At 56.7% G+C, this 12788-nt stretch carries 16 protein-coding genes; 11 read left to right on the plus strand and 5 right to left on the minus strand.

Features of this window, described 5'->3' with window-relative positions:
* The first annotated feature begins 3 nt into the window (after window positions 1-3).
* On the plus strand, window positions 4-849 hold the full coding sequence (locus AC2LB6_RS13130; protein WP_490093850.1) for a substrate-binding domain-containing protein: 846 nt from the start codon (window positions 4-6) through the stop codon (window positions 847-849).
* A gap of 31 nt (window positions 850-880) precedes the next feature.
* Here the strand turns inward: AC2LB6_RS13130 and AC2LB6_RS13135 are convergent, their stop codons facing one another.
* Window positions 881-1072 (minus strand): hypothetical protein, encoded by a 192-nt coding sequence (locus AC2LB6_RS13135; protein WP_490093851.1) that lies wholly within the window; start codon window positions 1070-1072, stop codon window positions 881-883.
* A 193-nt stretch (window positions 1073-1265) separates the two neighbouring features.
* On the opposite strand from AC2LB6_RS13135, the gene AC2LB6_RS13140 reads away from it, so the two are divergent.
* Window positions 1266-1466, plus strand: a complete 201-nt coding sequence (locus AC2LB6_RS13140; RefSeq protein WP_003849972.1) for a DUF6404 family protein — start codon at window positions 1266-1268, stop codon at window positions 1464-1466.
* A gap of 35 nt (window positions 1467-1501) precedes the next feature.
* Here AC2LB6_RS13140 and AC2LB6_RS13145 read toward each other — a convergent pair whose 3' ends face one another.
* From AC2LB6_RS13145 to AC2LB6_RS13160, 4 genes are all read right to left on the minus strand, one after another.
* On the minus strand, window positions 1502-3007 hold the full coding sequence (locus AC2LB6_RS13145) for a SulP family inorganic anion transporter (protein WP_490093852.1): 1506 nt from the start codon (window positions 3005-3007) through the stop codon (window positions 1502-1504).
* A 138-nt stretch (window positions 3008-3145) separates the two neighbouring features.
* Window positions 3146-3406 (minus strand): biofilm/acid-resistance regulator YmgB/AriR, encoded by a 261-nt coding sequence (locus AC2LB6_RS13150; protein WP_090962383.1) that lies wholly within the window; start codon window positions 3404-3406, stop codon window positions 3146-3148.
* A gap of 392 nt (window positions 3407-3798) precedes the next feature.
* Window positions 3799-4206, minus strand: coding sequence for a DUF2000 family protein (locus tag AC2LB6_RS13155; protein WP_490093853.1), 408 nt, complete (start codon window positions 4204-4206; stop codon window positions 3799-3801).
* 41 nt (window positions 4207-4247) lie between these two features.
* On the minus strand, window positions 4248-5096 hold the full coding sequence (locus AC2LB6_RS13160; RefSeq protein WP_490093854.1) for an AraC family transcriptional regulator: 849 nt from the start codon (window positions 5094-5096) through the stop codon (window positions 4248-4250).
* A gap of 145 nt (window positions 5097-5241) precedes the next feature.
* Between AC2LB6_RS13160 and AC2LB6_RS13165 the strand changes: the two genes are divergently transcribed.
* The 9 genes from AC2LB6_RS13165 (at window position 5242) to AC2LB6_RS13205 (ending at window position 12787) form a co-directional block, all read left to right on the plus strand.
* Window positions 5242-5673, plus strand: a complete 432-nt coding sequence (locus AC2LB6_RS13165; protein ID WP_090962378.1) for a MarR family winged helix-turn-helix transcriptional regulator — start codon at window positions 5242-5244, stop codon at window positions 5671-5673.
* 2 nt (window positions 5674-5675) lie between these two features.
* On the plus strand, window positions 5676-7361 hold the full coding sequence (locus AC2LB6_RS13170; protein WP_490093855.1) for an MFS transporter: 1686 nt from the start codon (window positions 5676-5678) through the stop codon (window positions 7359-7361).
* Window positions 7358-8452: an HlyD family secretion protein gene (locus AC2LB6_RS13175; protein WP_490093856.1), complete on the plus strand. Its 1095-nt coding sequence runs from the start codon at window positions 7358-7360 to the stop codon at window positions 8450-8452. The genes AC2LB6_RS13170 and AC2LB6_RS13175 overlap by 4 nt, the downstream gene beginning before the upstream one ends.
* Window positions 8452-9834, plus strand: coding sequence for an efflux transporter outer membrane subunit (locus AC2LB6_RS13180; protein ID WP_490093915.1), 1383 nt, complete (start codon window positions 8452-8454; stop codon window positions 9832-9834). The genes AC2LB6_RS13175 and AC2LB6_RS13180 overlap by 1 nt, the downstream gene beginning before the upstream one ends.
* A 269-nt stretch (window positions 9835-10103) precedes the next feature.
* Window positions 10104-10490, plus strand: a complete 387-nt coding sequence (locus AC2LB6_RS13185) for a hypothetical protein (RefSeq protein WP_490093857.1) — start codon at window positions 10104-10106, stop codon at window positions 10488-10490.
* Between the two features lie 230 nt (window positions 10491-10720).
* Entirely contained in the window at window positions 10721-11452 is a 732-nt protein-coding gene (locus AC2LB6_RS13190; protein WP_490093858.1) for a beta-ketoacyl synthase chain length factor, read from the plus strand.
* Window positions 11445-12245: a lysophospholipid acyltransferase family protein gene (locus AC2LB6_RS13195; protein WP_490093859.1), complete on the plus strand. Its 801-nt coding sequence runs from the start codon at window positions 11445-11447 to the stop codon at window positions 12243-12245. Before AC2LB6_RS13190 ends, AC2LB6_RS13195 begins: the two co-directional genes overlap by 8 nt.
* Window positions 12246-12258: 13 nt before the next feature.
* Complete coding sequence (locus AC2LB6_RS13200; RefSeq protein ID WP_179896116.1) at window positions 12259-12516, plus strand: phosphopantetheine-binding protein; 258 nt, start codon at window positions 12259-12261, stop codon at window positions 12514-12516.
* A gap of 16 nt (window positions 12517-12532) precedes the next feature.
* Complete coding sequence (locus tag AC2LB6_RS13205; RefSeq protein WP_136198985.1) at window positions 12533-12787, plus strand: acyl carrier protein; 255 nt, start codon at window positions 12533-12535, stop codon at window positions 12785-12787.
* Window position 12788: the final 1 nt, after the last annotated feature.

Below are 12788 nucleotides of genomic sequence, written 5' to 3' on the forward strand. Positions count from 1 at the left end.
CCCATGATCACATCTTCTACGCCTGACTTAACGGGATCGGCTTTACCCCCGGTTATCGGTATTGTTACAAGCCAGTTGCTCAACCCATATCAACAGAAAATGCTGAATGAAGTAACACGCCAGCTGAATGCGCGCGGTGTTATCTCCGTGCTGCTGAGTGCGGAAACGGAAGTGGCGCTGACCGCACTCATCCGGCAGGCCGCACTCCTTGCGCTGCGGGGGTTGCTGGTATTACCCGGCAGCAGGGTGACGGATGCCTGCAATCTGCCGGTACTTGAGATTGACGCTGAGCCTGCATTGCAGTCGGATGCGCTGCGGGCGGGGAAAATGACAGCAGAGTTACTGCTCGCACAGGAGCATCAGAGGTTTGGCTTTATGCAGAGTCAGCCCGGTGAAAGCGCCCAAAAGCAGGGCTACAGCACCACGTTGCAGGCGGCGGGCAGGGCATTGAACGTAGAACTTACTACGGAGGATGCTGATCGTGACGGCGGTTATCAGGCGATGATGCACTATCTGAAAAAGACCCGTGCCTCTGAGCGTATTCAGGCACTCTTCTGTGAAAGCGATTTACTGGCCTTTGGTGCGATGCAGGCGATTCGTGATTTTGGTCAGGGTACCCATCTTGCGGTGGCAGGATTTGGAGATAGTGAGGAAGCCCGTAGCTCTACCTGGCATCTTACCAGCTGGTCACCTGATATCAGGCAAATCACGGGCAACGCAATAGATCGCTGGCTTGGCCAGCAGGCAGAAAACAGCATTGGACAGGGACAATTAAAGCAGCGTCACTCCCATTTCGGCAAAATCGTGCCTGGTGAGATGTCAGCCTGTGGCTGCGCATTTCGGCATTAGCCAGCCTGTAACGCAGACTGGCTGAATAATGTTACGCCTGCGGTTGTCCTGCCGGGCCGACACCGCCCGGTGCGCCAACCGGCTGCTGACCGCTCGGTGGAGGCGGTGCTGCTTTGCCTGGCATTGGTGGTGGTGGGGCGTCTCTTCCTGGTGGTGGTGGTGCACAGGCGGTGAGAGTGGCAAAGATAGCCAGTGTCGATAGCAGGTAAGCAGTACGTTTCATCGTAATTCCCTGATCAGTTAAGCGGAACGTTGAGTATAGAGAATCACCACAAAATCGCCCGGACAGGGCTAAACATCCTAACCGCAGGGAGAATGAGTGGCGATTATATGAGACGCCTCGCAACTCGCGCATGATGGCAATGCGTTTCGGGCAGGAGCACGCTAAGGTAGCGCTTCATTTAAGAGGAGTCGTTATGAATGGCATTATGAAATTCGTCCGCGGATGGCTGGTGTTTTCTGTACTGTGGGGCGTGTTCATGTGGTTTATGTCATGGCATCAGCAGGGCAAAGAGCCAGGTCTGGCGATTCTGACAAGTCTTTACGCCGGTTTAATCTATCAGGCGCTGATCACCATGGTTGGCCGCTACCGGGCGCGGCGACAACAGGCCGAGTAAATTCTGCTGCCGGAAAGGCAGCAGAACGAAGTCTTTTAGCCGAAATTACCGGTCAGGCGTTGATGGAAGTCAGTGCTGCGTGGATCCAGCCCCTCAATCATCACTTCTTTACCATAACGCTGATAGCGATATTCAATACCATCCAGCGCCGCGACGCTGGATGCATCCCAGATCTGCGCGTGCGTTAAGTCGATGATGACCTTTTTCGGGTCATGTGCATAATCAAAATGCTCAAACAGATCGTTGCTGCTGGCAAAGAACAGCGGACCGCGTACCTCATAGCATACCGACTCGCCATCTTCGCTCAGCTGGCGTTCCGCATGAATCACGTGCGCAATACGGCGGGCAAACAGCAGCATCGCCAGGATCACCCCAGCCAGTACGCCCAGTGCCAGATTACCTGTCCAGACTGTCACCGCCACCGTCAGCACCATAATCAGCGTCTCTGACCACGGCATACGTTTCAGGGTTGCGGGCTGCAGGCTATGCCAGTTAACGGTTTTCACCGCTACCACCATCATGATCCCGGCCAGCACCACCATCGGAATTTGCGCCATAATCCGGCTTAGTCCGGTCACCAGTAACAGCAGCACCAGACCGGCGGCCACGGTAGAAACGCGACTGCGCGCCCGGCCCAGTTCAACATTGACGATGGTCTGACCGATCATCGCACATCCGGCGATACCGCCATAAAATCCCGCCAGAATATTCGCCACACCCAGACCCCAGGATTCACGACGTTTACTGGAGGGGGTATCGGTCAGATCATCGACCAGTTTGGCGGTGAGCAGTGACTCCATCAGTCCGACAAAGGCGATGCTCAGTGCGGTAGGCCAGATAATCTGCAGGGTCTGCAGGTTAAGCGGCACCAGCAGGCTATTAAAACCGGGCAGGCCTGGACTCATCGGCCCCTCATCGCCCACGTTCGGCATGCGATAGCCCATCAGCAGTGCAACACCCGTCACCACCACAATGGCAATCAGCGGCGAAGGAACACTCTTTAACAGGCGTGGCAGCAGCAGTACGATAGCCAGGGTCACCGCAAAGAAGATCCACACCAGCGATGACTGGCCCCAGACGTGCGGTACCTGAGCAAAGAAAATCAGCACGCCCAGCGCATTCACAAATCCCAGCATCACTGAGCGGGGGATATAGCGCATCATTCGCGCCAGACCGGCCAGGCCAAACAGAATCTGGATCACGCCACCCATCACCACCGCAGGCAGAATATATTCCACGCCATGCAGATGGACCATCGGCCCGATGACCAGCGCTACAGAGCCGGCAGCTGCCGTAACCATCGCCGGGCGTCCGCCCAGTATCGACAGGGTGAGGCAGAGCACGACGGAGGCAACCAGGCTGACTTTAGGGTCTACACCGGCAATAACGGAAAAGGAGATCACTTCAGGGATTAATGCCAGCGCGGTAATCACCCCGGCCAGGCATTCGCGGGTCAGCAGTGCAGGCGAACGCAGAACGCGGCCCACGCTGATATCACCCGCCACAACGTCGGTTGCGGCAACATCATTGGAATGAGTCATAAAGGTTTGCAGGCTCTTAAGTTGTTTTGCTCCCGCGCGAAGGGCGGGAAGATTTTGATAATGGTGAGGGGCAGATAGTACCGGGCGACTGGCGAAGATGCCAGAAAAAGGGGGGCGACTCCTTCCGTGGAGTCAGTCTTACAGTGAAAAATCGTCCGGGGTTTTATGGACTACCAGTTCGAGCAGCTGTCGGTAGATATCCAGCATCTCCCTGTCACTTTCCAGTTCCAGCCGATGAATGAGTTTGGAAATAATGGCTTTATTGTTGACAGGCATACCTGACTGCAAAATTTCTGCAACAAGGATACCCAGCATTTCCATCTCACTGGCTGGCTTGTTGGCCGCAGGGTTAAAATAATCAGCGATTTCCTGATTGGTCCGGGGAAGAATATATTGCATATGTAAGCCCTTCAGAACAGCCCGATTCCGGTTCGGATGTCAGGACAAAAGCGATCAAAAAAACCACCGCATGGACAGATGCGATGGTACCAGTGTCACAAATTGAGCAAACAAAAAAATAACCTCTGAAGGTGGAAATCCACTGACACCTTCAGAGGTGACGCAAGTGCATCATTCGTTACAGAGTCGCATGGCAACTCGTGGCAGTAAACTTATACAATGAAGGCCGATCTGTACAATCGGAACATTGGCAAATTGTGCTATTTGATATTTATCAGTAAGTTATAATGATTATTCCGAAGCAAAAATTGTACAAGTAACCTGTACAAGTCGCGGGTGGACGAGCAGAGTGGGGTAAAACGGGAAACGGTGGCCCGCTTCCCGCAAAAAAATCAGCTGAATAACGCCAGTTTTGCCGTCAGCTTACGCAGGGCTTTTTTATCGCCAACGATGGCGATTCCCAGCAGACGCCATTGCTGACGCGGTTGTTGTCGCAGCACCGCGCACAGCGCCTGATAATCGGTGGTGGATTGTCCCTCTTCGGGAAACAGCACCAGATCCAACTCAGCCTGTTCACACTGTTCCCGCAATACACTGAGCTGTTCGTCACTGGCGGACAGCACCGGAATCCCGGTAGTGATCAAACCGGGAGAAGGGCGGCTCTCCGCATCCTGCAGGCTGACGCCAACCAGCGCGGGATGCCGCTGACCCAGGGTTAAGGCCATCACGGCGGCGGCATTGGTGGCTTTGCCTGGCGGCAGCGTGGCATTGAGTATCATCACACATCGTGGGTCTTGCATTGCGCTTCTCCTGACTAAAAAAACGCATTGTGGCAAGAGGCTTAACCTGGGTCTGGAAGATTTGTGCAGGCGTGCTGATAACGCGCAGGGGAGAGCTGGCAGGCGCGTTTAAACCAGCGGCCAAGGTGACTCTGATCGGCGAAGCCCAGCGCGGCAGCGACATCGGCGACGGGCTGGCCCTGTGCCAGCTGACGACGCGCCTGGCTCAGCCGCCATTGCACCAGCCAGGCGTGGGGCGGCAAACCCCAGTGCGTCTGGAACAGGCGCGACAACCGAAAGCGATCGATCTGCAGCTGCTGCGCCATCTGCAAAAGGCCGGGATTGTCTGCATGATGGGCAATCAGCCAGTCACGCGCCTGCAGCGCCTGCCGGACATCTTTATCCACGGACTGCGCGGGGAGTGACCACTGCCGATGCGGAGTAAGCTGACCGAACATCCGATCCATCGCCGCCTCTTTGATGATGGCGGGATGGTTGTGCCACAGTGCATCAAACGCGTGCCAGACGGCATAGGCTAGCGGGCGATCGTCGCGCAGCGTGGTGGCAAACCGTAGCTCGCGCGGCGAGGGGCCATCGCTCTGCTCGGGTGTGAGGTGCTGCGCAATCTGCTGCGGTGAAAGATAGAGCATCCGGTAGGTGAAACCGCTGTCGTTGATGGCATCACCATCATGCAGCTCCTCTGGCTCCAGCATAAAAACAGTGCCGGGACGGCTCTGATGCTGTTTGCGCCGCGAATGAAACTGCTGTACACCTTGCTCGGTCACGCCAATCAGATAACTGTCGTGCCAGTGAGGATCATAGGCGTGACCGGTAAAATGGGCGCGCAGAGCCTCGATACCGCTGACGGCGTCACGGCGCAGATCAACCCAGTTTCCTGATGCCTGTTTCATGTTCTCCGGCTCCTGATTGCGGCCTCTGGACATTCTGCCGCGATCCACTAATTTTTAACAGACCGTGCGCTTTTCATTCGCGATTAGCTTTGCGTATAATAACGTTAACTCTCAATTAGATCTCTTACTATTAGGCTGCTAACATTTGTCACAGAACACGCGTACCTTTACCCACTTACTGCATCTGACCGCACATGCCTGGCGCCTGGCGGTGGATCGTCACCTTAAAGATAGCGGCTTAAGCATGAGCAGCTGGATGGCGATCGGCCTGATTGCCAGTGAACCACAGCGCATGACGCAGACCGAACTGGCACAGATGCTGGGGCTGGAAGATGCCAGCATGGTGCCGCTGGTGGATCGGCTGGTTAAACAGTCGCTGCTGACGCGGGTACAGCCGCCAGAAGATCGACGTAAACGCCACCTGGTGCTCACTGACAAGGGCAACGAAGCGTTCGCCAAAGTGAAAACCGAGGCTGATGCACTCCGTACTGAAATGCTGGCCGATATCGATCCCGATGATCTGGCCGTGACCGAACGCGTACTGCAACAACTGCTGAGCCGTATGGGAAGTATGTAGCAGTGGCAAAACGAAATCCCTACGCTGCACGCGAGTGGTTGCCGCACGAAAAACCGATGATGCCGGGCTCGCCTTCGACGCCACTGCATTCGATGCCAAAGCGCGTCGCGTTTGGTCTGATCGGTTTATTGATCTCACTCACGGGTGCACTAAGTAACGCGCTGGTCACGGCGAACCTGGTTAACCTGCAGGGTACCTTTGGCGCCTGGTCGAATGAAATTGCGTGGCTGCCTGCGGTCTACGTAATGGGCAACATCTCTATTAATCTGCTGCTGGTCAAGTTCCGGCAGCAGTTTGGTCTGCGTGTCTTCACCGAGGCGTTTCTGGTGCTCTATGTGCTGGTAGCGTTTTTCCACTTATTCGCCAACGACCTCAGTTCGGCGATCATTGTGCGCACCGCTCATGGCATGGTGGCAGCGGCACTCAGCTCACTGGGGATCTTCTATCAGGTTCAGGCCTGGCCCGCGAAACATCGACTTAAAGCACTGGTGATTGGCCTGACGGTATCGCAACTGGCTATTCCGCTGGCGCGCTTATTCTCGTCTGAATTGCTGCAGCTCAACGAATGGCGCGGTCTCTATCTGTTTGAACTCGGTCTGGCGCTGATTGCGCTCGGCGGGGTGTTGCTGGTCAAACTGCCTCCGGGCGATCGCATCAAAACCTTTGAAAAGATGGATTTCCTTACCTTCATCCTGCTGGCACCCGGCATGGCGCTGCTGTGCGGCGTACTGACGCTGGGCCGTATTGAGTGGTGGTTCACCACGCCGTGGCTCGGTATCTGCACTGCGATCGCCCTGACACTGATTGTCGCGGCGATTGTCATAGAACATAACCGGCGTAATCCGCTGATCAATACTCGCTGGCTCAGCAGCGGCATGATGTTGCGGCTTGGCATTGTGATGATCATGATCCGTATCGTACTGGCGGAACAGAACACCGGCGCAATCGGCTTTCTACAGCAGATTGGCCTGCAGAACGATCAGATGCGCGGTCTGGCGCTGGCGATTATGGCCGGGGTAATCGCGGGCATCGCCGCCAGTGCGCTGACCATCAAGCCCAATCATCTAAACTGGCCCATTGTCGCCTCGCTGGTGGTGATGATTATCGCCTCGCTGATGGATGCCCAATCCAGTCCGTTGACCCGTGGCTCCGAGATGTATTTCAGTCAGTTTTTGCTCGGCTTCAGCAGCGCCTTTTTCATGGCGCCTGCGATGCTGATGGGCATTGGCAGCGTGGTGACCCAGCCGAAAAACCTGGTGAGTTTTGTGGTGCTGTTTGGCATGAGCCAGAATCTTGGCGGGCTGATCGGCTCGGCTATTCTGGGCACGTTTCAGGTCTGGCGTGAAAAATATCACTCCAGCTTGCTGGGCGATCAACTCTCCCTGCTCGATCCCAACGTCACCGAACGGCTCAGCCAGTACAATGCGCTGTTTAATTCGCTGGTGGGTGACGACGTTCTGCGCGGCGCGCAGAGCACCAGCCAGTTACAGACGGTCGCCACGCTGCAGGCCAACGTGCTCGCCTATAACGATACCTACCTGTTAACTGCCGCGCTGGCACTGGTCACCCTGATGTGGGTGATGTGGCGTTTAACGCGGCGTCGGTACCTTGACTGGCGTCAGGCACAATTTAACCTGCGTGAGCAGCAACAGCTGGCCGCATTACAGGAATCAACGGAGAAACAATGAGTCAGCAGGATGAGCTACAGGCGGCGGAACGCGAACGCGCGAATCGCCGCCGTATTCTTTCAATCGCCGCGGGCAGCGGCATTGTGGTGATTGGCGTACTGGTTATTCTTTATGCCTGGCAACTCTGGCCCTTCACCAGCGCAATACAAAGCACCGAGAATGCCTACGTGCGCGGCCAGGTGACCTTCATCAGTCCGCAGGTTAACGGCTATCTCACCTCGGTTGAGGTGATCGATCTGCAGCCGGTGAAAAAAGGGCAGCTGCTGATGACCATTGACGATCGTATCTATCGCCAGCGGGTCCATCAGGCGCAGGCGCAGCTGGCGATGAAGCAGGCGGCCCTGAACAATAACCTGCAGCAGCGGCGCAGCGCGCAGGCAACTATTGAGAGCAATAAAGCCGCGCTGGAGAATGCCAAAGCCCAGGCGCTGAAAGGTGGCTTCGATCTGAAGCGCGTTGAAAATCTCACGGCGGATGGATCGCTGTCGGTGCGTGAGCGTGATGCCGCTCGTGCCGCCAACGCGCAGGCGCAGGCGCAGGTGCGTCAGGCTGCCGCCCAGATCGCTGTCGCCGAGCAGAATCTGCAGACCGTCATCGTCAACCGCGACGCGCTGGAGGGCGATGTCGAGAGCGCCCGCGCCGCGCTGGAGCTGGCGGAGATCGATCTGGCGAATACCCGAATTACCGCGCCCGACGATGGTCAGCTCGGTCAGCTGTCGGTGCGTACCGGCGCCTATGTCACGGCGGGTACGCGCCTGACCTCGGTGGTGCCGAATAACAAATGGATCATCGCGAACCTGAAAGAGACCCAGCTGGCTAACATTCGTCCTGGCCTGCCGGTGACGATTCGGGTTGATGCGCTGGATGGCAAACGCTTTAACGGTCAGGTGGAATTTATCTCTCCGGCCGCAGGCTCGGAGTTCAGCGCCATCTCTCCCGACAACGCCACCGGTAACTTCGTTAAAATTGCGCAGCGCATTCCGGTTCGCATCCGCATCAACGATCAGGATATGCATCAGCTGCGCCCTGGTATGTCGGTTGAAGTCAATATTGACACCGCCGCCCAGCCCGCCGGTGAGGCTGCGCGATGATGCGGCGCGGCTTACTGGTAAGCGCGCTGGCACTTCTCCTATCCGGCTGCGCCACGCAGGTTGAAAAGGCCCCGGCCTCTCTGCCGATCCCTGAGGCCTGGCGCAATAGTGTCGGGCCAACGGCTGCGCCGGAAGCGGAGTGGTGGCGCGCGTTTCATGATGAGTATCTCAACCGGCTGGTAACGCAGGCGCTGCGCAATAATCCCGATATCCTCACGGCGCGTTCCCGCGTTGATCAGTATCGCGCCCAGCTGCGCGCCACGCAGGGCGATAACTTTCCGACCCTGAGCGCGGGGGTGGCCGCGACCCGTGAGCGCACGCTCTCGTCAGTCACTGGCCAGCCGTATGAAACCGATGTTTTCCAGGGCTTACTACAGGCGAACTACGAGGTCGATCTCTGGGGGGCGCGCAGCAGCAGCATCACAGCATCGCAGGCGAGCCTTGCGGCGCAGCAGGCCGCCGCATCTGCCGCCGAGCTGACGATCGCCAGTTCGGTGGCGTCGGGTTATCTCAACCTGTGCGCGCTGGATGAGCAACTGCGGGTCACGGAGGCGACGCTGGCGACCCGCAACAATTCGCTGAAGCTGGCACAGCGCCAGTTTGAAACCGGCTACACCTCAAGACTGGAGTGGATGCAGGCCGCCTCGGAATATCAGTCGGCCAAAGCGCAGATGCCACAGTTGCAGCATCAGATTACTCAGCAGGAGAATGCGCTGAGCATCCTGGTGGGCATGAACCCGCGTAACATTGCTCGTCGTCAGCAGTTCGACCAGATCTTACCGCAGCAGATGCCATCGCTGTTGCCCTCCGAGCTGCTTAATCGCCGCCCGGATATTGTGCAGGCACAGCGTCAGTTGCTGGCCGCAGATGCCAGCCTGGCCTCGTCGCGGGCTAAGCTGCTGCCGGGGCTGAACCTCACCGCCACCGGTACCCTTCAGAGTTCGGTGCTGCACCAGTTAGCGGACGATCCGTTCCGGCTCTGGAGCGTGGGTGGTAGCATCCTGGCGCCGCTGCTGAACCGTGAAGCGCTGACAGCGCAGGTTGATGTCTCAATGGCGACGCGCAATCAGGCGCTGTATGGCTATGAAAAAGTCGTGCGCAACGCCTTCTCGGAAGTTAACGATGCAATCGACGCCATCCGGCAGCGTGAGTTACAGCTTCAGGAGCTGCAAAAGCAGGAAGCCTATGTGACAGAGGCGCTGCGCATTGCCCGCAATCGTTATCAGAACGGCTACGCCTCTTATCTGGATGAACTGGATGCGCAGCGAACCCTGTTTTCAACCCAGCTGAATCGGGTGACCGTCAAAAATAACCTGTTGCTGGCGCAGATTGATCTCTACCGTGCACTCGGCGGTGGCTGGACACCGGCTTCCACACCCTAATTGCCGCGGCCGATCCAGCCGCAGCCAGAGTTTCTGCGGCCGGGATCGGCTTCTGCGCTGTCGCGGCGACTGCGCACTTTGCCCCGTCTTAATCCTTCAAATATCCACTAAAAACCTGCGCATACTTCTGCTTACCTGTCTTTACATTCGATGGTATCATGCGCGGGTTTTAAACCAGCCAGACGGAAAAACGCACGTAAAGTTAAAACAGTGCCAGGCGAGTTATCCGTTTAATTAACTGATATAAATCATAAAAGAAGGGATTCATCATGAATAAAAAAACCATTTTCACGCTGGCCTTTGTTGCTGCGTTATTAACCGGCTGCGCGCGCACTGCACCGATTCACAATGTGAATCAGACCCTCACTCAGCGCTATACCGACAACCAGATGAAACTGGCGATCATTGAGGCAGGTATTAACCGGAAATGGGTAATGACTCCTGTTTCTCCTGGCGTGATCACTGGCCGTCTGGCGCAGCGTGATTTCGTGGCGAACATCCGTATCACTTACACCAGCCAGAACTACCGCATCGATTATGTCAGCAGTGAAAACCTGAAAGCGGGAGAGGGTGAGATCCACAATAACTACAACCGCTGGATCACCAATCTCGACCAGGATATTCAGTTACGACTGTCGGCCCTGGCCGCTCAGTAATGTCTGTGCTGTCGCAATGATTTGTCGACAGACGATCTAAGCATAAAGTTCTGCGGTAGCCGGCCGACAAATCAGATGAGCTGCTATTGCTGAATCACTGAATAACCCTCTACCGTGAAGGTCCGATACGGGATCGGCAGAGGTTTAGCGGTACGCACTTTTTTTGCACAGGGCAGGGGTGACGATCCGATGAACGCCGACTCCACACGTATGACGAAAAGAGTGTTTAGATGAAACTCGCTTACTCACTGGTCGACTGGCAGGCTCTGGCTCCGGGATTACACGGGCGCGATGCCTGGCATGACTGGGCGCAACAGGGCAACGTTATTGACCCCTCAGAGGCGATGGCGAAACCGCAACTTTTACCGATGATGACGGCACGTCGTCTGAGCGGCGGCAGTCGTGCGGCGGTAGAGTGCGGGCTGGCCCTGCTGGCGCGGCAACAGGTAGATGCTATCGTCTTTACCAGTCGTCACGGTGAGCTGGAGCGTAATCTGCGAATTCTCCATACGCTGGCAGATCAGCAGTCGATGTCACCCACAGATTTTGCCATGTCTGTTCATAACTCGGCGGTTGGTAGCCTGACCATTGCGGCCAAAGCGCCGCTGGTCTCCACCTCTATTGCAGCCGGTATCGACTCTTTTCAGCAGGGATTGATTGAAGTCAGCGCCCTGCATCAGGCGGGCTATCAGCAGGTGCTGCTGGTCGATTTTGACGGCGTCGTGCCTGACTATTATCTGCCGTGGCTGGCGGAACAGAGCGTGAACTTTCCCTATGCGGTAGCGCTGCTGCTGCGTGCGGGCGAACAGCTGCACTGCACGGGCCGCGCCGTCGGAGAGGAGAGGGCAGAAACACGGTTGCCTCAGAGCCTGCGTTTTCTGCAGCAGTGGCTGGCGGAGTCACCCACCTTCAGCCTGGCAGGCGAACGCCTGATATGGCACTGGGAGAAAAATCATGGCTGATTGTTCACAACCGGCGCAGTTCGCGGGCAGCCGCGTTAACTATTACTGGCGGCTGGTGATGACGGCGGTGAGTTTTACGCTGTTTGGCCTGGGTGGCCTGCTGCTGTCGCTGGTTGGTTTCAATCTGCTGCTACTGGTACAGCGCGATTCGCTGCGCCGCCGCCTGCTGGCCCGACGCGCTATCGCCTTTAGTTTCCGCTGCTTCCTGCGTTTCTGCCGGACGTTTGGCGTCTACGACTACCGCATTGAAGGTGCCGAGCTGCTGCAACAGGATCGCGGATGCCTGATTGTCGCCAATCATCCGTCTCTTATCGACTATGTGATGATCGCCTCGGTACTGCCGGAGATGGATTGCCTGGTGAAAGCCGATCTGCAGAAGAACCCTTTTATGCGCGGGGTGATCCGCGCCGCTGACTATCTGATTAACAGTGAAGCGGAGACGCTGTTGCCGGACAGCCAGCAGCGACTGGCGCGCGGCGACAATATCCTGATCTTTCCGGAAGGCACCCGCACCCGCTACGGTCAGCCGCTGACCCTGCAGCGCGGAGCTGCGAATATTGCGGTGCGTGCCGGATGCGATCTGCGCGTGGTTCACATCACCTGCACCCAGCGTATGCTCGATAAACAGAGCCGCTGGTATCAGATTCCGCCGGTTAAGCCGCTGTTTACCGTGCGAGTACAGTCACGAATCGACAGTCAGTTGTTTTGTGAAAGCAATCCCGATGCGCAGCCGCTGGCCGCGCGTCGCCTGACCCGCCATCTAGAGCAGGCGCTGGTCCCCCAGAACAGGTAAGACGAAAACCGGTATGGATTCATTAATTAACGATATCAAACAGATGATTATCGACACGCTGAACCTTGAAGATCTCAGCCCTGATGATATAGAGACCGACGCTGCGCTGTTTGGCGATGGACTGGGGCTGGACTCAATTGATGCACTGGAGCTGGGTCTGGCAGTGAAAAATCGTTACGGCGTGGCACTCTCTGCGGAGAGTGAAACCCTGCGTGCCCATTTCTTCTCTGTTGCGACGCTGGCAGCGTTCGTCAACCAACAGCGCAGCTGAAAGCGGAGACAATCTTATGATGAACAAAGAAGAGATTTATCAGGAAGTGGCTTCGCTGCTCACCAGCCTGTTTGAAATTGCACCTGAGGATATCCATCCCGAGGCACGTCTGTACGAAGATCTCGAACTCGACAGCATTGATGCCGTCGACATGGTGGTTCACCTGCAAAAGCGTACCGGCCGTAAAATCAAGCCGGAAACCTTCCGCGCGGTGCGTACTGTGCAGGATGTGGTGGATGCCGTAGAACAACTGATGCGCGAAGACGCCTGAG

Source organism: Pantoea sp. RCC30.1 (genome assembly GCF_058148845.1).